We start from the raw sequence: 24,317 nt of genomic DNA on the forward strand, positions 1-24,317 counted from the left end.
GCCGGAATCCTTACGGGCATGGCAATCATCGAAGTGAACGGGGTCCGCAAGGCCTACGGGGGCCGTCCCGTGGTCGACGGGGTGAGCTTCACCGTCGACGAGGGGGAGATCTTCGGGATCCTCGGCCCCAACGGAGCCGGGAAGACCACCACCGTCGAATGCGTGGAGGGCCTGCGGGTACCCGACGCGGGCACCGTCAGGGTCGCCGGGCTCGACCCGGCCACCGACCGTCACGAGGTCACCCAGCTGCTGGGCGCCCAGCTCCAGGAGAGCGAGCTCCAGCCCAAACTGACCGTGCGGGAGGCGCTGGAGCTCTACAGCGCCTTCTACCCCCGGCCCGCCGGATGGCGCGCGCTCGCCGCGCGGCTCGGGCTGGAGGGCCACATCGACCGCCCCTTCGCCAAGCTCTCCGGCGGACAGAAGCAGCGCCTGTTCATCGCGCTCGCGCTCATCGGGAACCCGCGCGTGGTCGTGCTGGACGAGCTCACCACCGGCCTCGACCCACGGGCCCGCCGCGACACCTGGCGGCTCATCGAGGAGATCCGGGACAGCGGGGTGACCGTCCTCCTGGTCACCCACTTCATGGAGGAGGCCCAGCGGCTCTGCGACCGGATCGCGGTGATCGACAAGGGCCGGGTCGTCGCGCTGGACACCCCCGGCGGACTCATCGGCAGCTCCGCGGGATCCACCGCCATCTCCTTCACCCCGTCGGCCCCGCTGGCGCCCGCCGACCTCGCGGGCCTGCCCGGAGCGGTCTCCGTCGAGGTCGCCGACCCCGACGGCAGGGTCGTCATCCACGGTACCGACGACACCGCCAACGCCGTCATCACGCTCCTGGCCCGCCACCATCTCACCGCCCGTCAGCTGCGCGTCGTCGACGCCGGCCTGGACGACGTCTTCCTCGACCTCACGGAACAGGCCTCATGACCACGACCATGCCCACCACCGCGTCCCGCCCGGCCCCCGCCGCCGCCGTCCTCAGGACGGAGACCCGGCTCTTCCTCCGCGAACCCGGCAGTCTGTTCTGGATCCTCGTCTTCCCGTCCGTCCTCCTGGTCGTCCTCGGCTTCGTCCCGGCCTTCAAGGAAGCGGATGACAACCTCGCGGGACGCCGGGTCATCGATCTCTACGTCCCCGTCTCGATCCTGCTCGCCATGATCATGGCCGGACTCCAGGCGATGCCGCCGGTGCTCACCTCCTACCGCGAACGCGGCATCCTGCGCCGCATGTCCACCACCCCGGTGCGGCCCGCCGCGCTGCTCACCGCGCAGATCACCCTGCACGGAGCCGCCGCCCTCGGCTCGGCGATCCTGGTCCTGGCGGCGGGGCGCCTCCTCTACGACGTCCCGCTCCCCGGGCACCTGACCGGCTACGTCCTGGCGCTGCTGCTCGCGGTCGCCGTCGTGCTGGCCATGGGCGCCACCATCTGCGCCCTGTCCCGTACGACGAAGGCGGCCACGGCGGTCGGCTCGGTCGCCTACCTCGTGATGATGTTCACCGCCGGGGTCTGGGTGCCCGTCCAGGCGATGCCCGACACCCTGCGCCGCATCGTCGAGTTCACCCCCTTCGGCGCAGCCGCGCAGGCACTGGACCAGGCCGCCTCCGGCCACTGGCCGAGCTGGGCCTGCCTGGGCGTGGTCGCGGCGTGGACCGCGCTGCTGGGCTACGCCGCGAGCCGTCTCTTCCGGTGGCAGTGACACAGAGCCGGGCCGCATCCGCAGGACGGCGGGGGAGTGACGGGCGCGGGCGGCCGGGGGAGACTGCGCGGATGACGCAGTCTCCGCGCCCTTCGCACCCGCGTGTCACGGTGGCGCCTCACCCGATGGCGCCCCGACCGATCGAGGACCGCTGGGAGCAGTTCTACCGGTACGGACCCTACGCCGCGCTCACCCTGGCCACCCTCGTCTCCGCCGTCGCCGCCGACCTCCTCATGACCCGCGCGGAGATGTACACGGCCGGGGCGCTGGTGGCGGTGGCCTACGGCCTCCAGGCATGGTGGGGCCGGACCCGCCCGCGCTCCGCGCCGGCGGCGCCCGCCGCGATGGCGTACTACGCACTGCGGACCGTCCTCGCCTTCGCCCTGACCTGGCTCAACCCGTTCTTCGCGATCTACGCGGCCCTCGGCTACTTCGACGTCGAGCCGCTGCTGCCCAAGCCCGCTGTCCGGATCGGGCTGCTCGCCACCGCCGCCACCCTGGCCGGTTCGCAGAGCGGAGGGCTGCCGCCCGCCCACCTGATGAACTGGATCGCCTTCGGCGCCCTCTACGTCCTCAACTCCTCTCTCGCCCTCTTCTTCTGGAACGCCGGGATGCGCGAGGAGGAGAAGGCCCGCGTCCAGGCCGAGACCATCGCCGAACTCGAACGCACCAACATCCGGCTGGAGGAGGCCATGGCGGAGAACGCGGCCCTGCACGCCCAGCTCCTCGTACAGGCCCGCGAGGCCGGGGTCGACGACGAGCGGCGCCGGCTCGCCGCGGAGATCCACGACACCCTCGCCCAGGGGCTGACCGGCATCATCACCCAGCTCCAGGCCGTCGCCTCCACCCGCGACACCGACCCGGGGACCGCCCGCGTCCACCTGGACCGGGCCGCCGCGCTGGCCCGCCACAGCCTCGGCGAGGCCCGCCGCTCCGTCCACAACCTGGTGCCCGCCGCGCTGGAGCACGACGACCTCCCCCGCGCGCTCGGCAAGACGGTCACCGGGTACGCCGAACGCAGCGGCTTGCGGGCGGAGTTCACCGTCACCGGCACCGTCGAGCCGCTCCACGACGAGGTCGGCGCGACGCTGCTCCGTATCGCGGAGGAGGCCCTCGCCAACGCCACCCGGCACTCCGGTGCGGCACGGGCGGGCGTCACCCTCTCCTACATGGGGGACGAGATCACCCTGGACATCCGCGACGACGGCTGCGGCTTCGACCCGGCCGCCCTGCCCGCCCGCACCGGCACGGGCGGCTTCGGCCTCGGCGGGATGCGGGCCCGCGCCGAACGGATCGCGGGCACGGTGGAGATCGAGTCGGAACCCGGCCAGGGCACGGCCGTCTCCGCACGCGTACCGCTGGTCCGGCGTATCTGACGCGCAGTAACCTGGCGCGATATGACTGAGGTTACGGGCACCGCGCGCGTCATCACCCTCCTGGTCGTCGACGACCACCCCGTCGTACGCGACGGCTTGCGCGGTATGTTCGCCGCCGCGCCCGGCTTCGAGGTGCTCGGCGAGGCGGCGGACGGCGTGGCCGCCGTGGAGCTCGCCGGCCGTCTGGACCCCGATGTCGTGCTCATGGACCTGCGGATGCCGGGCGGCGGGGGTGTGGCGGCCATCGCCGAACTGACCCGGCTCGGCGCCCGCTCCAGGGTGCTCGTCCTGACCACGTACGACACCGACTCCGACACCCTGCCCGCCATCGAGGCGGGTGCGACCGGCTACCTCCTCAAGGACGCGCCTCGCGACGAGCTCTTCACCGCCGTACGTGCCGCCGCCGACGGCCGCACCGTGCTGTCGCCCGCCGTGGCCTCCCGCCTCGTCTCGCGGGTGCGCACCCCCACGTCGCCGGGCAACGAGTCGCTCTCCGCGCGCGAGCGCGAGGTGCTGGGACTCGTCGCGCGGGGGACCTCCAACCGGGAGATCGCCGCCGAACTGTTCATCAGCGAGGCGACCGTGAAGACCCACCTCACGCATGTCTTCGCCAAGCTGGGAGCGAAGGACCGCGCGGCCGCCGTCGCCGTCGCCTACGAGCGCGGCATCCTCGGCTGAGCGCGCCCGCTCACCCCGTCACCCGCAGCAGCAGCACCGTCCTCCCCGGCACCGTGAGCGCCGTACCGCCCTGGTGGACCGTCCCCGGGGCCGTGGACTGCTCCTCGCGCGAGGTGTCCAGCACCAGTTCGTAGGACTGGGCCCAGGGCGGCCCTGGCAGCGTGAAGTCGCAGGGCCGGTGGTCCGCGTGCAGCACCGCCAGGAAGCTGTCGTCGGTGATCTGCCCGCCCCGCGCGTCACGGCCGGGGATGTCGCGCCCGGACAGATAGAGACCGAGGGTCGCCGCCGGCGCGTACCAGTCGCCCTCGGTCATCTCCGCGCCCCGGTCCGTGAACCAGGCCAGGTCCCGCAGTCCGTCCGGGGCCTGGGGCGTCCCGGCGAAGAACGCCCTCCGGCGCAGCACCGGGTGGCGGTGGCGCAGGGCCAGCACCCGGGCGGTCAGCTCGGCCAGCTCGCGCCACCGGGGGTCCTCCAGGAGCGACCAGTCCACCCAGCTGACCTCGTTGTCCTGGCAGTAGGCGTTGTTGTTCCCGCCCTGGGTGCGGCCCATCTCGTCGCCGGCCACCAGCATCGGCACCCCGGTCGACAGGAGCAGCGTGGTCAGGAGGTTGCGCAGCTGCCTGCGGCGCAGGGCGTTGACGTCCGGATCGTCGGTCTCGCCCTCCGCGCCGCAGTTCCAGGCGCGGTTGTCGTTCGTGCCGTCGCGGTTGCCCTCGCCGTTGGCCTCGTTGTGCTTGTGCTCGTAACTGACCAGGTCGCGCAGGGTGAAACCGTCGTGCGCCGTGACGAAGTTGACGGAGGCGTACGGCCGCCTGCCGCCCCAGGCGTACAGGTCGCTCGACCCGGTGAGCCGGTAACCGATGTCGCGTACGTCGGGCAGGGCGCCGCGCCAGAAGTCGCGCACGGCGTCCCGGTAGCGGTCGTTCCACTCGGTCCACAGGGGCGGGAAGGCGCCCACCTGGTAACCGCCGTTGCCGACGTCCCACGGCTCGGCGATCAGCTTGACCCGGCGCAGCACCGGGTCCTGGGCGATGACCGCGAGGAAGGGGGAGAGCATGTCGACGTCGTGCATCGAGCGGGCGAGCGCCGCCGCCAGGTCGAAGCGGAAACCGTCGACCCCCATCTCCGTCACCCAGTAGCGCAGCGAGTCCGTGATCAGCCTCAGCACCTGCGGCTGCACCACGTGCAGGGTGTTGCCGCAGCCCGTGTAGTCCGCGTAGCGGCGGGCGTCCTGCTGGAGGCGGTAGTAGCCGCGGTTGTCGATGCCCCGCAGGGACAGCGTCGGGCCGAGCTCGCCGGCCTCCGCCGTGTGGTTGTAGACCACGTCGAGGATCACCTCGATCCCGGCGTCGTGCAGGGCGCGCACCATCTGCTTGAACTCGCCGACCTGCGCCCCCGCCGTGCCGTTCGCGGCATAGCCGGCGTGCGGGGCGAAGTAGCCGATGGAGTTGTAGCCCCAGTAGTTGTGCAGTCCGCGCCGCAGGAGGTGGTCCTCGTGGGCGAACTGGTGGACCGGGAGCAGCTCGACCGCCGTCACCCCGAGGCGCCGCAGATGGCCGACGGCGGCCGGGTGGGCCAGTCCGGCGTAGGTGCCGCGCAGTTCCGGGGGGATGTCCGGGTGGAGCTTGGTGAAGCCGCGTACGTGCAGCTCGTAGATGACGGAGTCCGCCCACGGGGTCTTGGGCCTGCGGTCCTCCGCCCAGTCGTCGTCGTCGTGCACCACGACGGCCTTGGGCACGAACGGAGCCGAGTCCCGGTCGTCCCGCACCGTGTCCGCGACATGCTGGTCGGGCCAGTCCCGCATGTGCCCGTAGACCTCGGGCGGCAGGCTGAAGGAACCGTCCACCGCGCGGGCGTACGGGTCGAGGAGCAGCTTCGCCGCGTTCCAGCGGGCACCGGTCCACGGGTCCCAGCGGCCGTGCACCCGGTAGCCGTACCGCTGCCCCGGGCGGACCCCGGGGACGAAGCCGTGCCAGATCTCATGGGTGAGTTCGGTCAGCCGGAGCCGGGTCTCACCGCCGTGCTCGTCGAAGAGGCAGAGCTCGACGGCCTCGGCCCCGCCCGCCCAGAGGGCGAAGTTGGTGCCGGCGACACCGTCCGGGCCCACCCTGAAGCGGGCGCCCAGCGGCATCGGCGCACCCGGCCATACGGGTGGTTCACCGGCTCCGCCCACCGGGGCCGGTCCGGGCGCCCCCATCCGCCCCGCGGTGCGCGGCGTTTCCTCCTGCTCGGCTGTACTCGACACCTCTGGGCCTCCTGCGGCTCGTAGGACCGGTACCCGGAGAGAGGGCGTACGGCGTCCCGGCCGCGGCCTTCCTGGTGGGGTCCTCCCCCTTTGTTCTGCCCACGGCGGGGCCCGCACTCACGTGCCCCCCGGGCGGTCCCGTCGTTGGGGGAGCGTGAACCACGAAGCGAAGAGAGCACGGGCGGGTTCGGCCGCCGTGCTGACATGGGCAGGACTGTTCACCGTGCTGGCCGTACTCACGGGCTGCACCGAGGCGAGGTCGTTGTTCGGGGACGACCGCGCACCCGGGGACGCGATCCGGATCGTCCCCGAGGACGGGGCGCGCGATGTCGGCGCCGACAGCCGACTCGGGGTCACCGTCCCCGGCGGACGGCTCGAACGGGTGAAGGTCACACGGATCGAGGACGCGGAACACCAGGAGGTACCGGGCCGGATCGCCGAGGACGGCCGTTCATGGGCGCCCCGCGACAAGGGGTACCGGCTCGGACTGGCCGGCAAGTACAGCGTCGAGGCCGTCGCCGTCGACGAGGACGGCCACCGCTCGGCGCGCAGCACCACCTTCACCACCCTGGTGCCCGAGGACCGTTTCATCGGCTACTTCAAGCCGGAGAACCGGTCCACCGTGGGCACCGGAATGATCGTCTCCTTCGACTTCAGCCGGCCGGTCACCCGTCGTGCCGCCGTGGAGAAGGCCATCAGGATCACCACGAAGCCCGAGGTCGAGGTCGTCGGCCACTGGTTCGGCAAGGACCGGCTGGACTTCCGTCCCGCCGGCTACTGGGAGCCGGGCACCGAGGTGACCGTCGACGTGGGGCTGCGCGACGTCGAGGGTGCGCCCGGGATCTACGGCAGCCAGCGGAAGAAGGTGACCTTCCGTATCGGCCGGTCCCAGACCTCACTGGTGGACGCCGCGGCACACACCATGGAGGTACGGCGCGACGGCGAACTCGTCAGCACCGTACCGATCTCGGCGGGCGCCGAGAAGCGGACCACGTACAACGGGAAGATGGTGGTCTCCGAACTGCACGAAGTGACCCGGATGAACGGCGACACCGTCGGCTTCGGCGGGGAGTACGACATCAAGGACGTGCCCCACGCGGTGCGGCTGACGAAGTCGGGCACCTTCCTGCACGGCAACTACTGGGAGTCCCCGGACGTCTTCGGCTCCGAGAACACCAGCCACGGCTGCATCGGGCTGCGTGACGTGAAGGGCGGCAGCTCCGACACCCCCGCCGGATGGTTCTTCGAGCGGACGCTCGTCGGCGACGTCGTCGAGGTGGTCAACTCCGCGGACAAGACCGTCGCTCCGGACAACGGCCTCGGCGGCTGGAACCTCGGCTGGCCCGAGTGGAAGGCGGGCTCCGCCCTGCGGTGACCCCCGGTCCGACCTGCACAGGTCCCGGAGACACCGTCTCCGGGACCATCCGGGGGCCGGGTGGGACGACTTGGGACCGAACAGTGACATTCCGGAGGAGTTCTCCTTACGCGCGGTGTGATTATCTAGCGCCGGGCGTGCATGTACAGCGCGCGGGGGTGCGGGCCGTGGCGGGGCCAGGGCCGTGCGAGGGGAGACGACCACATTGAACGGGCAGCCGATATCGGGGGAGTGGGCCGGTACGAGCGGAGGACGGCGCGGGCGTAAGGCCCCCGTCCTTCTCGCTCCGGTCCTGGGGGTGCTGCTGTTGCTGGTGACCGCCTGCGGCGGGAACGCGAACGCCGGCGACGACGACAAGGGCAAGGCGGGCGGCGCGAAGGTCGACGACACCAGCGCATCGCAGGCCGTGGTGACCATCGCGCCCAAGGACGGCGCCGACGACGTGGCGACGAGCGGGGCGCTGAAGATCACGGCCGCCCAGGGCAAGCTGAGCACGGTGAAGGTGGCCGACCCCAAGGGCAAGGAGGTCGGGGGCAAGATAGCCGGGGACGGCCGCAGCTGGGTGCCTGACCGTCACCTCGCCGCCGCGACGAAGTACACCGTCCACGCGGTGGCCAAGGACTCCAAGGGCCGTGAGTCCGCGAAGGACACCAGCTTCACCACGCTGGTCCCGCAGAACACCTTCATCGGCCAGTACACGCCGGAGGACGGTTCGACCGTCGGCGTCGGCATGCCGGTGTCGATCCACTTCACCCGCGGCATCACCGACCCCGCGGCCGTGGAGAAGGCGATCAGCGTGACGGCGGAGCCTGCCGTGCAGATCGAGCCGCACTGGTTCGGCAACGACCGCCTCGACTTCCGCCCCGAGGAGTACTGGGCGGCCGGCACCAAGGTGACCCTGCGGCTCGACCTCGACGGCGTCGAGGGGCGGCCGGGGGTCTACGGCAAGCAGGCCAAGACCGTGAAGTTCACCATCGGGCGCAGCCAGGTCTCCACCGTCGACGCGAGCTCCCACCGGATGAAGGTGGTCCGGGACGGCAAGCAGATCAAGGACATCCCGATCTCCGCGGGCGCTCCGGCCACGACCACGTACAACGGACAGATGGTCATCAGCGAGAAGCTCAAGGTGACCCGGATGAACGGTGACACCGTCGGCTTCGGCGGGGAGTACGACATCAAGGACGTGCCGCACGCGATGCGCCTGTCGACCTCGGGCACCTTCATCCACGGCAACTACTGGGGCGCGTCGGGCATCTTCGGCACGACCAACACCAGTCACGGCTGCGTGGGTCTGCGGGACGTGCGCGGCGCGTGGGACAGCAAGACGCCCGCCGCGTGGCTCTTCGACAACTCCCTGATCGGCGACGTCGTCATCGTCAAGAACTCCAAGGACAAGGTGATCCAGCCGGACAACGGACTCAACGGCTGGAACATGGACTGGTCGGAGTGGATCAAGTAGATCCCCCCGCCCGTACGCGGGAGCGGGCCCGGTGCTGTGACCAACGGCACCGGGCCCGCTGTCGTTAGCGACGGTTAACCTGCCCCCATGACCGTAACCCTCGAAGTAAGCGACAACGTCGGCACGATCCGCCTGGACCGCCCGCCGATGAACGCCCTGGACGTCGCGGTCCAGGACCGGCTGCGCGAGCTCGCCGAGGAGGCGGGCCGGCGCGACGACGTGCGGGCGGTGATCCTCTACGGCGGCGAGAAGGTGTTCGCGGCGGGCGCGGACATCAAGGAGATGCAGGTGATGGACCACGCGGCGATGGTCGCGCGCTCCAAGGCCCTCCAGGACTCCTTCACCGCCGTGGCGCGCATCCCGAAGCCCGTGGTGGCCGCCGTCACCGGCTACGCCCTCGGCGGCGGCTGCGAGCTGGCGCTCTGCGCCGACTTCAGGATCGCCGCCGACAACGCGAAGCTCGGCCAGCCGGAGATCCTGCTCGGCCTGATCCCCGGCGCCGGCGGCACCCAGCGCCTGGCCCGGCTCGTCGGCCCGTCGAAGGCCAAGGACCTCATCTTCACGGGCCGTCAGGTGAGGGCCGACGAGGCCCTGGCGATCGGCCTGGTGGACCGTGTGGTGCCCGCCGCGGAGGTGTACGAGCAGGCGCACGCGTGGGCCGCCCGGCTGGCCCGTGGGCCCGCGATCGCACTGCGTGCCGCCAAGGAGTCCGTGGACGCGGGCCTGGAGACGGACATCGACACCGGACTGACGATCGAGCGCAACTGGTTCGCCGGTCTGTTCGCTACGGAGGACCGGGAGCGGGGGATGCGCAGCTTCGTGGAGGAGGGCCCGGGCAAGGCCAAATTCCTCTGACCGAACGTGAGTTGCGTACAGGGGCGCGTGCGTTCATCCGTGTGGGCGGATTAGCCGCACCTTAAGAGAACCTTAAGATGCGGCGTCCGCTCCGCCCGTGCAATTGCTTGCTCCGCCCGTGTCGGCGCAGGTGGGGTGGGGTGTGACACCCCCCTTTCTGCCCCTGGCATATGCCGGAGAACCAGCCCGGAATGACTGGTTCCGGGCAAGGGATTCCGTCGGAACGGTCACGGAGAGCGTTGTGTGCGGCCATGATGGGGGGCATGGCGGGCCTGGAGGGTGTGGAGCAGCCGCGACCGCGCAGCAGCGCGACGGCGGCACGCTGGATGACTGCCGGCGAAGACGAACAGGCGTTCAAGGCGCTGGAGTTGTTCGGTAATCCGACGGAGGACGAAGTCCGCCTGCCCTCCCGCCCCGAGTCCGCCGCCACCGCCCGCCGGATCACCTCGTGCGTGATGCTGCGGCAGTGGCAGTTACCCGCCCAGACCGCCGAGCACGGCGTCCTGCTCGTCTCGGAGCTTGTGGGCAACGCGGTGCGGCACACCGGTGCGCGGGTCTTCGGTCTGCGGATGCTGCGACGTCGCGGCTGGGTCCGGATCGAGGTGCGGGATCCCTCGCGCGGGCTGCCGTGTCTGATGCCGGTCCGGGAGATGGATGTGAGCGGACGAGGGCTCTTCCTCGTGGACAAGCTCTCCGACCGCTGGGGCGTCGATCTCCTGCCTCGCGGCAAGACCACCTGGTTCGAGATGCGCACCTCGGACCGCTGACACGCAGAAGCCCCCGGTCGGCCGGGGTGGGGCGCGTCGGGGGCTTCTGAGGGGGCCGTGGAATGGGGGGTGTGTCCACGGCCGCACGTGGGACCTGGCTCGGGTCGGAGGAGGTCGTGTCACCGACTATGGCAGACGGGCGACCGAGGAGCCAAAGCGGCGAAACGGGCAATAGCCCAACATAATGCCTCTTTTCGCTTCGTAATCACAGGTGTGATGGGTCACGCGCCTGGCATTCTTCACACATTCTTCCACTTCACCGCGTGATTCATTGATCACTACGTGAGGGTGTCTCCCTCGTCCTTCCGGTTATCTCGTCCTACTGTGTGTGAAATCTCGGGGGACAAAGCACCCGAACCGACCCGCGAGGTGCACGGCATGGACGGTCGCGGGACGGAAATGCCCCGCCGGGACGTCCTGCGGGCTGCGGCCGGAGCGCTCGTGGCGGGCGCGTCCGCCACGGCGTGCGCGCCCGGAGGATCCTCACCGCCCTCGTCGGGCACGGCGGAGAAGGCACGGGGCGCGCCCGAGGTGCGCGACGCCGTGCGCCCCACCTCCGCCGCGGCCCCCGCCCCGCGCCGCTTCCCCGGACAGCCGGTCCAGATCGAGCGCGGCCCCGCCGGCCGTCCCCGGGTCGCCCTCACCTTCCACGGCCAGGGCGACCCGGCCCTGGCCGGTGCCGTCCTCGCCGAGGCCGAACAGGCGGGTGCCCGGCTCACCGTCCTCGCCGTCGGCAGCTGGCTCGACCGGTACCCCCACATGGCGCGCCGGATCCTCGACGGCGGTCACGACCTCGGGAACCACACGCAGAGCCACCTCGACATCAACGCGATGGACGAGGGCCGGGCGTACGCGGAGATCGCCGGCTGCGCCCAGCGCCTGCGGCGGCTCACCGGGTCGATCGGCACCTGGTTCAGGCCCTCCCGCGCCCGGTACGCCACCCCGCTCGTCCAGGAACTCGCGCGCCGCGCCGGGTATCCGCACGTCCTGTCCTACGGCGTGGACTCCCTGGACCTCAGCTCGCCCGGGACGGCGGCGGTCACCCGCAAGGTCGCGGGCGAACTCCGCAACGGCGCCGTGGTGAGCCTGCACTTCGGCCACCGGGACACTCTCGCCGCCCTGCCCCTCCTCCTGGCCGAGATCGGCCGGCGCGGGATGCGCGCGGTGACCGCCACGGAGCTGCTGACCTGACGCCCGCGTCCCGCCCACCGGCGCCCGCGCGGGCCCGATCCGTCCAGCGGCGGAGCGATGCCGGGGCCGTCCGGGCCGCCGGATAATCTGACCTCCGTCAACAACGCTTAACGAAGGGGCGGAACAGTGGCGGACATCGAGTCGGCACGCAAGGCATTCGAGCGCTTCGACCAGAACGGCGACGGCAGCATAACGGCGGCCGAGTACAAGAGCGCCATGGCTCAGCTCGGTGACCCCTACGTCACCGAGACCGTGGCGCAGGCCGTCATCAACGCCCACGACGGCAACGGTGACGGCGAGCTCACCTTCGACGAGTTCTGGGCCTCGCAGAACAAGGCCTGACCCGCCCCGGGCCGGCAGGTGCCGGTCCGGCGCGGAGGCCCGGCTACTTGAGGTAGACCAGGCCGTCGGTGGTGAGGGTGGGCCTGCCGCTCGTACCCACCACCACGATCTTGACGGTGTGCTTGGCGGAGGCCGACCAGGACTTCGTCCAGATCGCCTGGCGGTACTTGGTGGTGGAGGACTTCAGGTCCACCGTCGCCGCCTTGACGCCGTCCACGTAGACGTACGCCTGTCCGGACGTCGACGCCCTGGACACCACCCACGCGACCGAGCGGCCGGTGAACGTCCAGGTCAGGGCGGCGTTCTTGGTCCCGCTGGAGTAGGACCTGCCGCCGAGATAGCTGGACGACGACTTGGTGGTCCAGCTGCCGCTCCTCGTCGCCGAGGACTCCTGGAGGATGACGGGGGTGCCGGCGACGGAGGCGGCCAGGCTGTTGCCCGCCCGGTCGTACGCGGTCATCTTCCAGGTCGTCGCCACGGCGGACTTCGCCGTGTGCGACGCGCTCGTGGTCGTCGGGCCGTAGGTCTTGGCGACCGGAGCGGTCAGACGCACGTCCCGCAGCTGCACCGCGTCGGACGCCTTCCACTTCAGGGTGAGCGGGACCGCCGTCGTGCTGACCGTGCCCGTGCGCAGCGAGAGGCTCGGCTTCGTGGAGAAGACCGGCGCGGTCCGGTCGGCGACGACGGTCGCCGCCGCGGAGACGGAGGTCTTCCCCGACTGGTGGGTCGCCCGCACCTGCACCTTGTGGCTGCCGACGGCCAGGGTGGCCTTGGCGGAGGTGGCGCTGCCCGTGGTGGTGGCGACCGGCTTCCCGTCCACCAGCAGCTCGTACTTCGTGACGAAGACGGCGGGGGTGGTCGCGGACCAGCCGACGGTGAGGTCGGCCTTCGTGTAGTACGTCGTGCCCGAGAGCGCGGCGCCGGTGACCGACTTGACCGCGAGACCGGTGACGGGCCCGGCCGCGTGAGCCCGGATCGTGGGCAGCTGGGCGTACAACTTCGTGCCGGGGCACTCGGTGTTGTAGCCGTCGCGGTGCCCGGAGACGGCGGCGAACGGATAGGCCGTGCCCCCGGTGAACGCCTTGCCGGCGTAGTTGGTGCCGTCGGCGCCCGCGGTCAGCGTGGCCGTGCCCGAAGGACTGACGCCGTACTGGCCGAGCTTCCACGCCGCGACCCTGGCGACCGCCGTCGTCGCGGCGGTCGCGGCCGCGGAGTCCGTGTACAGCCCGATGACGGCGATGCCCGCCGTCTCGCGGTTGAAGCCGTAGGTGTGCGCGCCGAGCACCGCGCGGTCGACGCCTCCCTTGCGGCCCTCGAAGACCGTGCCGCACTTGTCGACGACGAAGTTGTAGCCGAGGTCCTTCCAGCCGTTCGACTGGACGTGGTAGGCGTGCAGCCCGCGGACGATCGCGGCCGAGTCGGCGCAGGAGTACGTGTTGGTCTGCGCGGTGTGGTGCACGAACACGGCCTTGACCGTGTCCATGTAGTCGGGGGACTCGTCGTTGAGCGACTCGTCGGCGTTCCAGCCGGCCCGCGAGACGATCGGGGGCTTCGGCGCCGTGGACGGCAGAGGAGGCGGCAGCGTCGCCGTGGGCTCGGCGGTCGCGGTGGCGGACGGCGGCCCGGTGGGGGCCGTGGGGGAGGGGTCCGCCGTCGTGGACGGGTCCACGGGGGCACTGGGGCTGGGGGCCTCGGTCGCCGGGCCGGTGGTCTCGCCGCCGGCAGGTTCGCTCGGGTCCGTGGACGGGGCGGTGGGCTCCGGCGCGGCGTCCGTGGGATCGGCCGACGGCTCTTCGGTGGCGTCCACGGCGTACGCGATGGGAGCGGAGCCGACCCGGCCCGGGTCGACGGTGTCGAGCCGCAGGCCTGCCGGGAGCCCGGCGGAGGTGCCGTCCGCGGCGGACACGCGCACTTCGACGCCGTCGGAGGGCCCGACCCATCGGGGCTCGGTGGTGCCACGGGTGCCGGGGCGCCCGGCTTCGGTACGCCCGTCCACCTCGGTGTCGATGGGCAGCCAGGCCGACCAGTCACCGCTCGGCAGCGAGCGCGTACGGGCCTCGACCGTGCCGGTGATCTTCGCCGAAGGGTCGGTCCAGGTGACGCCGAGCATGCTGAACGGCTCGGTGCCGGACTGTCGCAGCGAGGCGCTCGTCCCGTCCTTCGACACCTTCAGCGCGGACCGGTGCACTTCGGTCCGCGCCGGGCCCGACGAGGCGCCGAAGTCGTCGGGCACCTCGGAAAGGCCCGTGACCCCCTCGAACACCAGCACACCTGCCACGGCCGTCGTCGCGACGGCGGCCGTGGCCCATATTCTTCGCTTCACTCGCATGTCTGGTCCCCGAGGATGAATGACTGCCGAGGCGGCAGTGGGCGGGATGTGACCGGCTACCGGCCGGTTCACGGCCCGATCTTCGCGCATTCTTCACAGGCCGTGCCAGTTCCACGGACTCGGACCGGTCACGATTACGGACGCACGGAGCCTCGTCGGCCGACTGCCGTCCCGCCGGACCCGGGCCGGGCGGTGAAGCGGGCCCGCCGGACCTGAGTCAGGCCGTGAAGCAGCGGGACAGCGTGCCCCGCAGGTCGGCCTCGACCAGATCGGGGCGCGTGTAGCGCTCCGCGCGCGCGTGGTAGTCGAAGTCGCCCCGCACCAGGGCCCGGTAGTCCCGTAGGCAGCGCTCCAGAGCCGCCCGCGCAGGTCCCTCGATCCCGGCCGCCTCGATCTGCCCGGCCAGCTCCTTCTCGGCGCGCTGGAGGCGTTCGGCGATGCGGGACAGCTGGACGCCCGCCTCGTTGACCGCCTCCTGGAGTGTGCAGCCCCGATCGCGCTGGACGAGGACGACGGCGTTGTGGCCGTTCCCGACGACGGCCTCCTTCTGTACGGAGCAGATGTCGTTGCACAGGCCCGCGTGGGCGACGACAGCCTCACGCAGAGCGGTGTACGCGGGCAGGCCGCGCGCGGCCCCGGGAAGGTCCACCCCGGCGACGACCTCGTGCAGGTCCAGGACCATGCGCATCGTTCCCGAGTCCAGCCGATGCCTCGCGAAGTCGGCCCGGCTCGGCATCTGCCCCGCGGCCCGCTCGGCGGCCTCCGCGTAACGCGTCCAGAGCCAGCGGACGGTGTGGCGTCCGAACCGCCGCTCCCACTCCGGCGAACTGCCGGTGCAGGTGCTCTCTCTGAGGTCCTCCAGCGCGTGTTCCACGGGGCTGCGCGGGGCGGCGCCGTCGAACACCTCCACCAGCCGGCCGATGGTCTCCCCGCACAGTCGCGGATCGTGACCGGCGGCTCCGTCGTCGAACTCGTCGTCCACCAGGAGCGCCCAGAACAGCCACCGGGAGACGAGCGCGAGATGGTCCCGCGAGGCGTCGGGGAAGAGCAGCGAGGCCCGCAGCTCGGGGCGGGCACGCAGCATCCTCGTACGGGCGACGGGTGACAGGACGAGGCCCTGCTCCCCGGCCCACCGGTGGACGGCCTCCCCGGCCTCCGCCGCACCCGGGTTGCACCCCGCACCGCGGAACGGCATGTGGAGCACCGGCAGAACGATCTGGCTCATCGCCGCCCCTCGTCGAAGTCACCATGCGTCACCACCAGTGAACGCGCTGGGAGTTGCGGAGGGAAGCCGCGCCAAGTCTTTCGTCCGGATCATGCCGGGCCGGCCCGCCCGGTCAGCGGGCCGCGGCGGGGGGCCGACGGTCCACCGGGACGGCGGTGGAAGGGGTACGCCGGTGCGCCCGGCCCTTGGCGGACCGGGCGCACCGGGTGCGCGGGCCGGCGGGGCCAGGCGCGCTCAGTCCTCCGCCGCCGGGGGATAGACGGCCTCGAAGGACGTCCGGAAAAGAGCCTGGACCTCCTCGCCGCCGAGCCCCTCCGCGCGCGCCTGGTGCAGCCATTCGTCGAGCGCGTCGCGCAGCGGCCACCGATCACCGGAGCCGGGCTCCACAAGGGTGCGCGTGATGAAGGTCCCCGCCCCCTGGCGGACCTCCGCCAGCCCCGCGCGCTCCAGCTCGCGGTAGGCCTTGAGCGTCGTGTTCGGGTTGACCTTGGTGGTGGCGGCGACCTGCGCGGCCGTGGGGAGGCGGTCCCCCTCCTCCAGCGCGCCCATCCGCAGGGCCTGTTCGACCTGCCGGACGATCTGGAGATACGTCGCCACGCCGCTGCGTCTGTCGATGCGGAACACGACCACGGACATCACCCTCCGCTCGAATGCCGACATTTTACGTAGAGCACGTGGCCGGTCCTACAGCGGACGCCGGGACGCCCACCACAGGGTGAACGCCGTCAGGGCGACGGTGCCGGCGAGCAGGACGCCCGCGCCGGTCCACTGCATGGCCGCCATCTGGCTGGGATCGAGGTATACGAAGACGTTGTCGACGATGCCCTTTTCCTTGACGCACGCCCGCGTGGCCTGCTCGGTCGCCTCGGCGCACGACCCCCATCCGTACAGCTGCCCGTCGGCGCTCGCGACCCATCGGTCCACCTCGTACGCGTCGTTCAGCCGTGCGGGGAAGTCCGCGTCCAGCGGGTACGTGATCGTGCGGGGGGCGGCCAGGCGGTCCCGCACCATGCCCCACACGGTCTGCGCCGCCACGCAGAAGACGAGGGTGACGACCATGGAGGCGAGGACCCGGCGCAGCAGGACGCCGATGGTGACACCGGCGGCCGTGAGGAACAGGGCGAGCGCGGGGAGCACGGGGCCCGTGTTGTCGAAGACCGAGGGGTCCATCCAGATGTCCGGCAGGACCGAGCGGTGGGGCCGCCACCACCAGGTGAAGACGGCGGAGAGCACCGAGCAGACCACCAGGGTGATCAGGAGGCACCAGCCGAGCTTCGCCACGAGCCAGCGGCGGCGCGTGACGGACTGCGTGGTGACGAGCCGCGCGGTGCCCTGTTCGTGGTCGGCGGAGATCAGCGGGGCGCCGAGGAAGACGGCGAGGACGCCGGGCAGCAGTCCCAGCAGCGCGGTGAGGTTGCGGTAGCCCGCACCCACGACGGGCTGCGGCACCGTCTTCTCCGGCCAGCCCCGGGCGTCGAGCACCTCGGTCAGCTGGCCGCGCTGGTAGACGATCCAGAGTGAGCAGAGCACCGTCAGCGCGAGGAGACAGCCCAGCGTGGCCCGGTGCTGGCGCAGGACCAGCCAGGTCAGCCCGCGCAGGAGCCCCGGGCGAGCGGACCGAGCGGTCGGTTTTCCGGTCAGGGTGGTGCTCATGCGGTCCTGGCCCCTTCGGTCTCGGGCTGTGCGCCCGGCGTGAACAGCGCGGGTGCGTCCGGTGAGCGCAGATGCGCGAGCAGCACTTCCTCCAGGCTGGGTTCGGAGACCTGCCAGTCCCCGGAGAGCGGGCCGTCGCGCCGCACCATCGCCTGGAACTGCCGCCCCTGGACACGCTTCTCGATCACCGTGTGCCGGGTCAGGGCGGCGGGCAGTTCACCGTCCCTGGTCACCCCGGTCACCAGGGCGTGGGCGGGGACCAGGGCGTCGGCGTCCCCGGCCATCCGGATCCGGCCGCCGGCGAGGACGAGCAGGTAGTCGCACATGTCCTCCAGCTCGGACAGCAGGTGCGAGGACATCACCACCGTGGTGCCGCGCTCGACTGCCTCCGCCATCAGCAGGGTGCTCATCTCGTTCCGGGCCAGCGGGTCGAGGTCCGCCATCGGCTCGTCGAGCAGCAGCAGGTCGGGCCGCTTGCCGAAGGCGAGCGCGAAGGCGACCCGGGTGCGCTGGCCGCCGGAGAGCGTGCCGACCGCGGCGTGCATGGGCACGTCCCCCGAGCGCACGATCCGCTCCGCCGCCCCGGCGTCCCAGCCGGGGTTGAGCTCGCCGCCCATGCGCAGCGTCTCCGCCACGGTGAACCGCTTGAACAACGGCTTGTCCTGCCCGAGGTAGGCGAACCTCGGCAACACCGCCGGATCGTCCACCGGCACCCCGAAGACCCGCAGTTCGCCCTCCGAAGGCGCCACCTGCCGGGACGCCGTGCCGAGCAGCGTGCTCTTGCCCGCCCCGTTGGGCCCGACGAGCCCGCAGATCCTCCCGGCGGGCAGCCGGAAGGAGCAGTCGCGCAGCGCCCAGCCGCGTCGGTAGCGCTTCCCCAGCCCCCGGGCCTCCATGGCCCAGGGACCCGGGCCCTCGCCCGCAATGTTCGTCTCCGCCACGCGCCTCGCCTCAATTCCATTAGTCAATTAATGGAATCATGGTTCTCGCGGGGCGCGGCTGTCAAACGCGGCTCCCCGGGGCATGCGGTCCACGGACCACGCGCCCCGGGGAGCCGGGTTGCCGCGTCCTCAGCCGAACTGGCCGGGCTGGTAGTCACCCGCGGGCTGCTGGACGATGACGTTCATGCGGTTGTAGGCGTTGATCAGCGCGATGAGGCCGGTCAGAGCGGCGAGCTGGTCCTCGTCGTAGTGCTCGGCGGCCTCGGCCCAGACCTCGTCCGTGACGCCGCCGGCGGCGTCGGCGATCCGGGTGCCCTGCTCGGCCAGCGCCAGAGCGGCGCGTTCGGCGTCGGTGAACACCGTGGCCTCGCGCCAGGCCGCGACCAGGTGGAGGCGCGTCGGGGTCTCACCGGCCTTCGCGGCGTCCTTGGTGTGCATGTCCGTGCAGAAGCCGCAGCCGTTGATCTGGCTCGCGCGGATCTTCACCAGTTCCTGCGTGGCGGCCGGCAGCCCCGAGTCCGAGAGCACCTTGTCGGCCGAGTTGATGTGCCTAAGGAACTGGCCGGCGAGAGGGCTGCCGAAGAGGTTCAAGCGAGCGTTCATGATGCACTCCCGTGCTGTCGTCGTTGCTTACACCGCTTCGACGGAACGGGCGCCCGCGGATGTGACACGGCGCGGATGTGACGTACGTCTCTCCGTGGGGCCGGTCGGCGGAGGACCTGTCAGCAGAACGCCTGTCAGCCGGGGGCCGGCCAGCGCAGGAGGAATCCCGCCAGGGCGCCGGGCCAGGAGCCGCCGGACCACTTCCACACGCCCAGCAGCAGCGCGGTGACGACTGGCCCCCTTCGCCGCGCTGCTGTTGTGCGCCCTGCTCGTCGGGGTGGCCTGGTCGGTCCGGCTGGGCACGCGTGCCCACGCACAGGTGATGGGGCTGGTGGTGCCGCGCCCGTGGGCCGTAGCCGGCCCGGCCTACGGACCGGCGAGGAGCGGGAGAGCGGGGGAGGTGTGCAGCCCGTGCACGAGCGCCCCGTCCGGCCCGGTGGAGACGCTCGCGTGGCGGGAAGAAGACCCACGCACTCATCGCGCGACAGGGCTCGGAGCGACGGCTCGGTGCTGGTGCCCGGCCGTCCGCTGATCGGACGAACGCGCGCTCCGCCGCCGGGCCGCCTCCGGTCAGCTCTGGCAGAGTCGACGGGGTCAACGGGATCCGTGGCCGACGGCGCCCACGCCTCAGAGATCTGGGGAGATGCCATGAGGGAAGCGGGAGACAACCCCCGCCCGCAGGCGGACGGGGCTGCCGGGCCCCGACCGCATGTGGGGCGGCAAGGTTCCACCGCCCCACAGGGCAGCGGCCGAGCGCCCCAGCCGCCGTCCTGGCGCGCGCTGATCACGGGCCTGGTGGCCCTCACCCACGTCCGCCCGCTGTGGTGGCGCGGAGCCAGGAAGCGACGCGCCCTCATCAGCCCCGAGGAGGAGGGCGGCATCGCCGCCGTCCCGCCCGCATGAGCCGGCCCGAACAGCACGCCGAGGGCGCCGGGCCGTTCACGACACGGCTCACCTGGCAGCCACCCGGTGGCGGTAACGCGCTCTGGGAGTCCCGGCTCGCCCGGCGACGCGGGCTCATCACCGTCCAGCCCCCCGGGGCGGCCACCGCCCACCACGCCCGCGCCGACCACACCGCCGTCGCCCGGCTGCGCAGGCTCAACGCGATCGCCGCCACCGCCTTCGTCCTCGGCGGCGCGCTCTTCGCCGCCGGAGCCGCCGTCGCCCAGTTCGGCTCCGGCGACGCCACCACCTGCGCGTCGATCTACTTCGCCGGCGGCCTGTGCTTCAACACCGGCGGCTACGTGTCCCTGCTCCAGGTGATCAACGCGCCGCGCCACGTCCCCGGGGGCGAAGGCGCCCTGGTCACCCGGCGCTGGCGATGGTGGAGCTACGAGCCGTCACGGGCCGACTGGCTGAGCACGTTCGTCCTGTTCGCCGGCACCCTGGTCTTCGCCGTCGACCTGCTCGACTCCTTCCTGCAAGGTCTGACCGTGCAGCAGATCAACCGTCTCATCTGGGCGCCCGACATGATCGGCTGCGTGCTCTTCCTGATCTCCGGGCACCTTGCCGTCGTCGAGATCTGCCACGGCCGGCCGCGCCTGCTGCCCCGCGACCTGGGCTGGTGGATCGTCGCCGTGAACCAGCTCGGCTCCGTCCTCTTCATGGTCTCGGCACTCGCCGCGTACACCCGCCCGGCCACCGGCAGCCTGAGCAACGCCGACATCGCCAACTGGGGCACCCTCACCGGTGCCCTCTGCTTCTCCGCCGGCGGTCTCCTCCAGTTCTTCGAACGGCCGTGAACCGCACGCTCTTCGGGTCTCGGCCCCGCGAACCCCTCGGCCGGAGCGGCGACCGGCCGGTCTCGGGCTCCGCCTGCCGGACCGCCGTCCGAGAGCCGGGCCCGCAACCGGAGCACCACCCGCTCGTCGGGGTCGTCCAGGTCCAGGCCGACCTGCTCCCTGGCCTGGCGGAGCCGGTAGCGGCAGGTGTTGGGGTGCACGGCGAGCAGCTCCGCGGCCCCCGCCATGTCCAGGCCCGCAGCGAGCCCCGGCATCGGCATCAGAGGCCGGACGCCCTGCGCCGCTTCACCACGGCGCGCCGCTACCTGTACGGGGGCACGGTCGGACGGTGACACGAGCCGCGCGAGGAGGAGGTCTTCGGGGTCCGACGTCAGGACGGTCACCGGGGCCGGCGAGGTGAGCGCTGTGGCGGCCACGAGCTGGTGACGACGCGGATGTCTTCGGCTTCGGCTGCCGTCAGCCACTCGGTGATCTCAGGCGTGCGTCGTACCAGTTCGGACAGGCCTTCGCAGTCCAGGACGAGCGTGCCGCTCACGCGGCGTCCGCCGAGCCGGCCGTCTCGCCGCGGAGGATTTCACGTTTGGCGTCGACGGCCGATCGGTCGACCGGGCCATGGTCGGCCTCCGCATCCTCGATGAGTTCGCGCAGTGGGTCCCGCTCCGGTTGTCGCTGGATGAGGGACTCGACGTAGGCGGACATCCCTCGCTTGCCTGTACGTGCTTTGAGGGCAGCGATGGTGCCTTCGTGGAGCGAGACCGATACGGGTCGCACGGGTCCTTCGCCGGGCGCCGGGGTGGCAGCCATGGGACCCAGGTCAACAAGACTTTTGTTATGGGAGGGGTGATGATTCGATCCGCTGTGCCCGAGGACATCATCGCCGCGCGGGTGTCCCGCACTCCCAGGTCACACGCCCATCAGCGGGGGGTCCGCCTGGACTTTCACGTCTGTCCCAGGGGCTTTCCATCGTGTGAGCGGGGGAAGGCCCTGACAGCGCTGAAAGGTACGAACGCGCTGGTCAGGGCCCAGAACCTCAGCACTCGATGATGTTCACCGCGAGCCCGCCCCGGGCTGTCTCCTTGTACTTCACGGACATGTCCGCGCCCGTCTCCTTCATGGTCTTGATGACCTTGTCCAGGGAGACCTTGTGGCTGCCGTCGCCCCGCAGCGCCATCTTCGCCGCCGTGACCGCCTTGACCGCGGCCATGCCGTTGCGCTCGATGCAGGGGATCTGGACGAGGCCCCCGACCGGGTCGCAGGTGAGGCCCAGGTTGTGTTCCATGCCGATCTCCGCGGCGTTCTCCACCTGCTCCGGCGAGCCACCGAGGACCTCGGCCAGGGCGCCGGCGGCCATGGAACAGGCGGAGCCGACCTCGCCCTGGCAGCCGACCTCGGCTCCGGAGATGGAGGCGTTCTCCTTGAAGAGCATGCCGATGGCACCGGCCGCCAGCAGGAAGCGGACCACGCCGTCGTCCTTCTCGGCCTCGGTACAGCCGCCTGCGGCGAAGTTCATCCAGTAGTGCAGGACCGCCGGGATGATGCCCGCCGCGCCGTTCGTCGGGGCCGTCACGACACGGCCCCCGGCGGCGTTCTCCTCGTTGACCGCCATCGCGTAGAGGGTGATCCACTCCATCGCGTGCGTCTGGGGGGCGCCCTCGGCGCGCAGCTGCCTGGCCGAGTTCGCGGCCCGGCGGCGGACCTTCAGGCCGCCGGGCAGGATGCCCTCGCGGGACATGCCGCGCGCGATGCAGGCCTCCATGACGCGCCAGATCTCCAGGAGCCCGGCGCGGATCTCGTCCTCGGTCCGCCAGGCCTTCTCGTTCTCCAGCATGAGGGAGGAGATGGACAGGCCGGTCTCCCTGGCGAGCCTCAGCAGCTCGTCGCCGGTGCGGAAGGGGTGCTTGAGGACCGTGTCGTCCGGGACGATCGGGTTCTCGCCGTCCACGGCGTCCTCGTCGACGACGAAGCCGCCGCCCACCGAGTAGTACGTCTTCTCCAGCAGCGCGGTGCCGTCACGGTCGTACGCGCCGACGGTCATCCCGTTGGCGTGGTACGGCAGCGCCTTGCGCCGGTGCAGGACCAGCTGCTCGTCGGCGTCGAACGGTATGTCGTGCACGCCCAGGAGGCTGATGCGGCCCGAGGCGCGGATCTCCTCGACGCGGGCGTCGGCGCCCTCGACGTCGACCGTGCGGGGCGATTCGCCCTCCAGGCCGAGCAGCACGGCCTTGGGCGTGCCGTGGCCGTGGCCGGTCGCGCCGAGCGAGCCGTACAGCTCCGCCCGGACCGAGGCGGTGTGGGCCAGCAGCCCTTCGTTCTTGAGGCGGCGGGCGAACATGCGGGCCGCGCGCATCGGGCCGACCGTGTGGGAACTGGACGGGCCGATACCGACCGAGAAGAGGTCGAAGACCGAGAGGGCCACGGGGGTACTCCTAAGGCGTTGGTGGACGTCGTTGTCCGCCCGGGTGGTGCGGGACGGGCCGGGTGGGCCCGGGAACGCGGGGCAAAGGGGTGGGGGCACCACGCTCACTGTGTTCAGTGTGCGTGGTGCCCCCACCCTGTGTGCAAACTGCGGGTGACTACTTGAGGCCGGGGTACAGCGGGAACTTCTCGGCCAGCGCGGTCACGCGGGCCTTGAGGGCCTCCGCGTCGTACGTGGGCTTCAGCGCTGCCGCGATGATCTCGGCGACCTCGGTGAAGTCCTCGGCCTGGAAGCCGCGGGTGGCCAGCGCCGGCGTGCCGATGCGCAGGCCGGAGGTGACCATCGGGGGCCGCGGGTCGTTCGGGATGGCGTTCCGGTTGACCGTGATGCCCAGCTCGTGGAGCCGGTCCTCGGCCTGCTGGCCGTCCAGCTCGGAGTTGCGCAGGTCGACCAGGACCAGGTGGACGTCCGTACCGCCGGAGAGCACGGAGACGCCCACCTCGGTCACGTCCGGCTGCACCAGGCGCTCGGCCAGGATGCGGGCACCGTCCAGGGTCCGCTGCTGGCGCTCCTTGAACTCCTCGCCCGCCGCCACCTTGAAGGAGACGGCCTTGGCCGCGATCACGTGCTCCAGCGGACCCCCCTGCTGACCGGGGAAGACCGCGGAGTTGATCTTCTTCGCGAGCTCCTGCGTCGAGAGGATCACGCCACCGCGCGGACCGCCGAGGGTCTTGTGCGTGGTGGTCGTGACGACGTGGGCGTGCGGCACCGGGTTGGGGTGCAGACCCGCGGCGACCAGGCCCGCGAAGTGCGCCATGTCGACCATCAGGTACGCGCCGACCTCGTCCGCGATGCGGCGGAAGGCGGCGAAGTCCAGCTGGCGCGGGTAGGCCGACCAGCCGGCCACGATGAGCTTCGGCTTCGACTCCTTGGCGAGGCGCTCGACCTCGGCCATGTCCACGACACCGGTGTCGTCGACGTGGTACGGGACCACGTTGTAGAGCTTGCCGGAGAAGTTGATCTTCATGCCGTGGGTCAGGTGACCGCCGTGAGCCAGGTTCAGACCCATGATCGTGTCGCCCGGCTTCAGCAGCGCGAACATCGCGGCGGCGTTGGCCTGCGCACCTGAGTGCGGCTGGACGTTCGCGGCCTCGGCGCCGAAGAGCGCCTTGATGCGGTCGATCGCGATCTGCTCGACCACGTCGACGTGCTCGCAGCCACCGTAGTAACGGCGGCCGGGGTAGCCCTCGGCGTACTTGTTCGTGAGGACGGAGCCCTGCGCCTCCATGACCGCGACCGGAGCGAAGTTCTCCGAGGCGATCATCTCGAGGGTGGACTGCTGGCGGTGGAGCTCGGCGTCGACGGCGGCGGCGACGTCCGGGTCCAGCTCGTGGAGGGAGGAGTTGAGAAGCGACATCAGTGG

The 24,317-nt window shown here is 71.6% G+C and carries 22 protein-coding genes and 2 pseudogenes; 12 read left to right on the top strand and 12 right to left on the bottom strand.

Annotation, left to right across the window (positions count from 1 at the left end; translation table 11 throughout):
• The first annotated feature begins 18 nt into the window (after positions 1 to 18).
• The 4 genes from ABZY45_RS11390 (at position 19) to ABZY45_RS11405 (ending at position 3,751) form a co-directional block, all read left to right on the top strand.
• Complete coding sequence (locus ABZY45_RS11390; protein ID WP_356738471.1) at positions 19 to 927, top strand: ABC transporter ATP-binding protein; 909 nt, start codon at positions 19 to 21, stop codon at positions 925 to 927.
• A complete protein-coding gene (locus ABZY45_RS11395) occupies positions 924 to 1,697 on the top strand; it encodes an ABC transporter permease (protein ID WP_356738473.1) in 774 nt (257 codons plus the stop codon). The genes ABZY45_RS11390 and ABZY45_RS11395 overlap by 4 nt, the downstream gene beginning before the upstream one ends.
• A gap of 125 nt (positions 1,698 to 1,822) precedes the next feature.
• Entirely contained in the window at positions 1,823 to 3,073 is a 1,251-nt protein-coding gene (locus ABZY45_RS11400) for a sensor histidine kinase (RefSeq protein WP_356738475.1), read from the top strand.
• A 21-nt stretch (positions 3,074 to 3,094) separates the two neighbouring features.
• A complete protein-coding gene (locus ABZY45_RS11405; RefSeq protein WP_356738477.1) occupies positions 3,095 to 3,751 on the top strand; it encodes a response regulator transcription factor in 657 nt (218 codons plus the stop codon).
• 10 nt (positions 3,752 to 3,761) lie between these two features.
• Here ABZY45_RS11405 and glgX read toward each other — a convergent pair whose 3' ends face one another.
• On the bottom strand, positions 3,762 to 5,882 hold the full coding sequence (glgX, locus tag ABZY45_RS11410) for a glycogen debranching protein GlgX (protein ID WP_356738787.1): 2,121 nt from the start codon (positions 5,880 to 5,882) through the stop codon (positions 3,762 to 3,764).
• A 268-nt stretch (positions 5,883 to 6,150) separates the two neighbouring features.
• On the opposite strand from glgX, the gene ABZY45_RS11415 reads away from it, so the two are divergent.
• The 6 genes from ABZY45_RS11415 to ABZY45_RS11440 all read left to right on the top strand — a co-directional run bounded on the left by ABZY45_RS11415 (position 6,151) and on the right by ABZY45_RS11440 (position 11,985).
• Complete coding sequence (locus tag ABZY45_RS11415) at positions 6,151 to 7,371, top strand: Ig-like domain-containing protein (RefSeq protein ID WP_356738479.1); 1,221 nt, start codon at positions 6,151 to 6,153, stop codon at positions 7,369 to 7,371.
• Between the two features lie 205 nt (positions 7,372 to 7,576).
• The gene (locus tag ABZY45_RS11420) at positions 7,577 to 8,830 is read left to right on the top strand and encodes an Ig-like domain-containing protein (protein ID WP_356738481.1); all 1,254 of its coding nucleotides are present in this window, start codon (positions 7,577 to 7,579) and stop codon (positions 8,828 to 8,830) included.
• A gap of 87 nt (positions 8,831 to 8,917) precedes the next feature.
• Positions 8,918 to 9,685 carry an enoyl-CoA hydratase-related protein gene (locus ABZY45_RS11425; RefSeq protein WP_356738483.1) on the top strand — a complete coding sequence of 256 codons (768 nt, stop codon included), beginning with the start codon at positions 8,918 to 8,920 and terminating at the stop codon, positions 9,683 to 9,685.
• Between the two features lie 251 nt (positions 9,686 to 9,936).
• Entirely contained in the window at positions 9,937 to 10,452 is a 516-nt protein-coding gene (locus tag ABZY45_RS11430) for an ATP-binding protein (protein ID WP_356738485.1), read from the top strand.
• Between the two features lie 378 nt (positions 10,453 to 10,830).
• On the top strand, positions 10,831 to 11,643 hold the full coding sequence (locus ABZY45_RS11435) for a polysaccharide deacetylase family protein (protein WP_356738487.1): 813 nt from the start codon (positions 10,831 to 10,833) through the stop codon (positions 11,641 to 11,643).
• A 126-nt stretch (positions 11,644 to 11,769) separates the two neighbouring features.
• Complete coding sequence (locus ABZY45_RS11440; protein WP_203182564.1) at positions 11,770 to 11,985, top strand: EF-hand domain-containing protein; 216 nt, start codon at positions 11,770 to 11,772, stop codon at positions 11,983 to 11,985.
• A 43-nt stretch (positions 11,986 to 12,028) separates the two neighbouring features.
• Here the strand turns inward: ABZY45_RS11440 and ABZY45_RS11445 are convergent, their stop codons facing one another.
• From ABZY45_RS11445 to ABZY45_RS11470, 6 genes are all read right to left on the bottom strand, one after another.
• The gene (locus ABZY45_RS11445) at positions 12,029 to 14,314 is read right to left on the bottom strand and encodes an N-acetylmuramoyl-L-alanine amidase (RefSeq protein WP_356738489.1); all 2,286 of its coding nucleotides are present in this window, start codon (positions 14,312 to 14,314) and stop codon (positions 12,029 to 12,031) included.
• A 217-nt stretch (positions 14,315 to 14,531) separates the two neighbouring features.
• Positions 14,532 to 15,539 carry a terpene cyclase gene (locus ABZY45_RS11450; protein WP_356738491.1) on the bottom strand — a complete coding sequence of 336 codons (1,008 nt, stop codon included), beginning with the start codon at positions 15,537 to 15,539 and terminating at the stop codon, positions 14,532 to 14,534.
• A gap of 234 nt (positions 15,540 to 15,773) precedes the next feature.
• A complete protein-coding gene (locus tag ABZY45_RS11455) occupies positions 15,774 to 16,199 on the bottom strand; it encodes a GntR family transcriptional regulator (RefSeq protein ID WP_356738493.1) in 426 nt (141 codons plus the stop codon).
• A 24-nt stretch (positions 16,200 to 16,223) separates the two neighbouring features.
• Entirely contained in the window at positions 16,224 to 17,192 is a 969-nt protein-coding gene (locus tag ABZY45_RS11460) for an ABC transporter permease subunit (RefSeq protein ID WP_356738495.1), read from the bottom strand.
• Complete coding sequence (locus tag ABZY45_RS11465; protein WP_356738789.1) at positions 17,189 to 18,088, bottom strand: ABC transporter ATP-binding protein; 900 nt, start codon at positions 18,086 to 18,088, stop codon at positions 17,189 to 17,191. Before ABZY45_RS11465 ends, ABZY45_RS11460 begins: the two co-directional genes overlap by 4 nt.
• A 174-nt stretch (positions 18,089 to 18,262) precedes the next feature.
• Positions 18,263 to 18,736 (bottom strand): carboxymuconolactone decarboxylase family protein, encoded by a 474-nt coding sequence (locus tag ABZY45_RS11470; RefSeq protein ID WP_356738497.1) that lies wholly within the window; start codon positions 18,734 to 18,736, stop codon positions 18,263 to 18,265.
• A gap of 648 nt (positions 18,737 to 19,384) precedes the next feature.
• On the opposite strand from ABZY45_RS11470, the gene ABZY45_RS11475 reads away from it, so the two are divergent.
• Together ABZY45_RS11475 and ABZY45_RS11480 are read left to right on the top strand one after the other, a co-directional pair.
• On the top strand, positions 19,385 to 19,639 hold the full coding sequence (locus tag ABZY45_RS11475; RefSeq protein WP_356738499.1) for a hypothetical protein: 255 nt from the start codon (positions 19,385 to 19,387) through the stop codon (positions 19,637 to 19,639).
• Positions 19,636 to 20,478 carry a hypothetical protein gene (locus tag ABZY45_RS11480; protein ID WP_356738501.1) on the top strand — a complete coding sequence of 281 codons (843 nt, stop codon included), beginning with the start codon at positions 19,636 to 19,638 and terminating at the stop codon, positions 20,476 to 20,478. The genes ABZY45_RS11475 and ABZY45_RS11480 overlap by 4 nt, the downstream gene beginning before the upstream one ends.
• A 164-nt stretch (positions 20,479 to 20,642) precedes the next feature.
• On the opposite strand, the pseudogene ABZY45_RS11485 reads toward ABZY45_RS11480, so the two are convergent.
• From ABZY45_RS11485 to glyA, 5 genes and pseudogenes are all read right to left on the bottom strand, one after another.
• A pseudogene (locus ABZY45_RS11485) lies at positions 20,643 to 20,738 on the bottom strand (helix-turn-helix domain-containing protein); the annotation flags it as partial.
• A 90-nt stretch (positions 20,739 to 20,828) separates the two neighbouring features.
• Positions 20,829 to 21,013, bottom strand: a pseudogene (locus tag ABZY45_RS11490) (DNA-binding protein); the annotation flags it as partial.
• A complete protein-coding gene (locus tag ABZY45_RS11495) occupies positions 21,010 to 21,282 on the bottom strand; it encodes a hypothetical protein (protein ID WP_356738503.1) in 273 nt (90 codons plus the stop codon). The pseudogene ABZY45_RS11490 and the gene ABZY45_RS11495, both read right to left, overlap by 4 nt.
• 226 nt (positions 21,283 to 21,508) lie before the next feature.
• The gene (locus ABZY45_RS11500) at positions 21,509 to 22,894 is read right to left on the bottom strand and encodes an L-serine ammonia-lyase (RefSeq protein ID WP_356738505.1); all 1,386 of its coding nucleotides are present in this window, start codon (positions 22,892 to 22,894) and stop codon (positions 21,509 to 21,511) included.
• Between the two features lie 157 nt (positions 22,895 to 23,051).
• Positions 23,052 to 24,311 (bottom strand): serine hydroxymethyltransferase, encoded by a 1,260-nt coding sequence (glyA, locus tag ABZY45_RS11505; RefSeq protein WP_356738507.1) that lies wholly within the window; start codon positions 24,309 to 24,311, stop codon positions 23,052 to 23,054.
• Between the last annotated feature and the right edge of the window lie 6 nt (positions 24,312 to 24,317).

The organism is Streptomyces sp. NPDC006516 (genome assembly GCF_040611875.1).
Taxonomy (GTDB): Bacteria; Actinomycetota; Actinomycetes; order Streptomycetales; family Streptomycetaceae; genus Streptomyces.

Bases quoted from the DNA above. Each gene is read 5' to 3' on its own strand.
- ABZY45_RS11465 (WP_356738789.1), bottom strand. From the start codon at position 18,088: ATGGAGGCCCGGGGGCTGGGGAAGCGCTACCGACGCGGCTGGGCGCTG.
- glyA (WP_356738507.1), bottom strand. From the start codon at position 24,311: ATGTCGCTTCTCAACTCCTCCCTCCACGAGCTGGACCCGGACGTCGCC.
- ABZY45_RS11450 (WP_356738491.1), bottom strand. From the start codon at position 15,539: ATGAGCCAGATCGTTCTGCCGGTGCTCCACATGCCGTTCCGCGGTGCG.
- ABZY45_RS11480 (WP_356738501.1), top strand. From the start codon at position 19,636: ATGAGCCGGCCCGAACAGCACGCCGAGGGCGCCGGGCCGTTCACGACA.
- ABZY45_RS11455 (WP_356738493.1), bottom strand. From the start codon at position 16,199: ATGTCGGCATTCGAGCGGAGGGTGATGTCCGTGGTCGTGTTCCGCATC.
- ABZY45_RS11425 (WP_356738483.1), top strand. From the start codon at position 8,918: ATGACCGTAACCCTCGAAGTAAGCGACAACGTCGGCACGATCCGCCTG.
- ABZY45_RS11460 (WP_356738495.1), bottom strand. From the start codon at position 17,192: ATGAGCACCACCCTGACCGGAAAACCGACCGCTCGGTCCGCTCGCCCG.
- ABZY45_RS11395 (WP_356738473.1), top strand. From the start codon at position 924: ATGACCACGACCATGCCCACCACCGCGTCCCGCCCGGCCCCCGCCGCC.
- ABZY45_RS11470 (WP_356738497.1), bottom strand. From the start codon at position 18,736: ATGAACGCTCGCTTGAACCTCTTCGGCAGCCCTCTCGCCGGCCAGTTC.
- ABZY45_RS11475 (WP_356738499.1), top strand. From the start codon at position 19,385: ATGAGGGAAGCGGGAGACAACCCCCGCCCGCAGGCGGACGGGGCTGCC.
- ABZY45_RS11405 (WP_356738477.1), top strand. From the start codon at position 3,095: ATGACTGAGGTTACGGGCACCGCGCGCGTCATCACCCTCCTGGTCGTC.
- ABZY45_RS11445 (WP_356738489.1), bottom strand. From the start codon at position 14,314: ATGCGAGTGAAGCGAAGAATATGGGCCACGGCCGCCGTCGCGACGACG.
- ABZY45_RS11430 (WP_356738485.1), top strand. From the start codon at position 9,937: ATGATGGGGGGCATGGCGGGCCTGGAGGGTGTGGAGCAGCCGCGACCG.
- ABZY45_RS11400 (WP_356738475.1), top strand. From the start codon at position 1,823: ATGGCGCCCCGACCGATCGAGGACCGCTGGGAGCAGTTCTACCGGTAC.
- glgX (WP_356738787.1), bottom strand. From the start codon at position 5,882: ATGCCGCTGGGCGCCCGCTTCAGGGTGGGCCCGGACGGTGTCGCCGGC.
- ABZY45_RS11390 (WP_356738471.1), top strand. From the start codon at position 19: ATGGCAATCATCGAAGTGAACGGGGTCCGCAAGGCCTACGGGGGCCGT.
- ABZY45_RS11435 (WP_356738487.1), top strand. From the start codon at position 10,831: ATGGACGGTCGCGGGACGGAAATGCCCCGCCGGGACGTCCTGCGGGCT.
- ABZY45_RS11495 (WP_356738503.1), bottom strand. From the start codon at position 21,282: ATGGCTGCCACCCCGGCGCCCGGCGAAGGACCCGTGCGACCCGTATCG.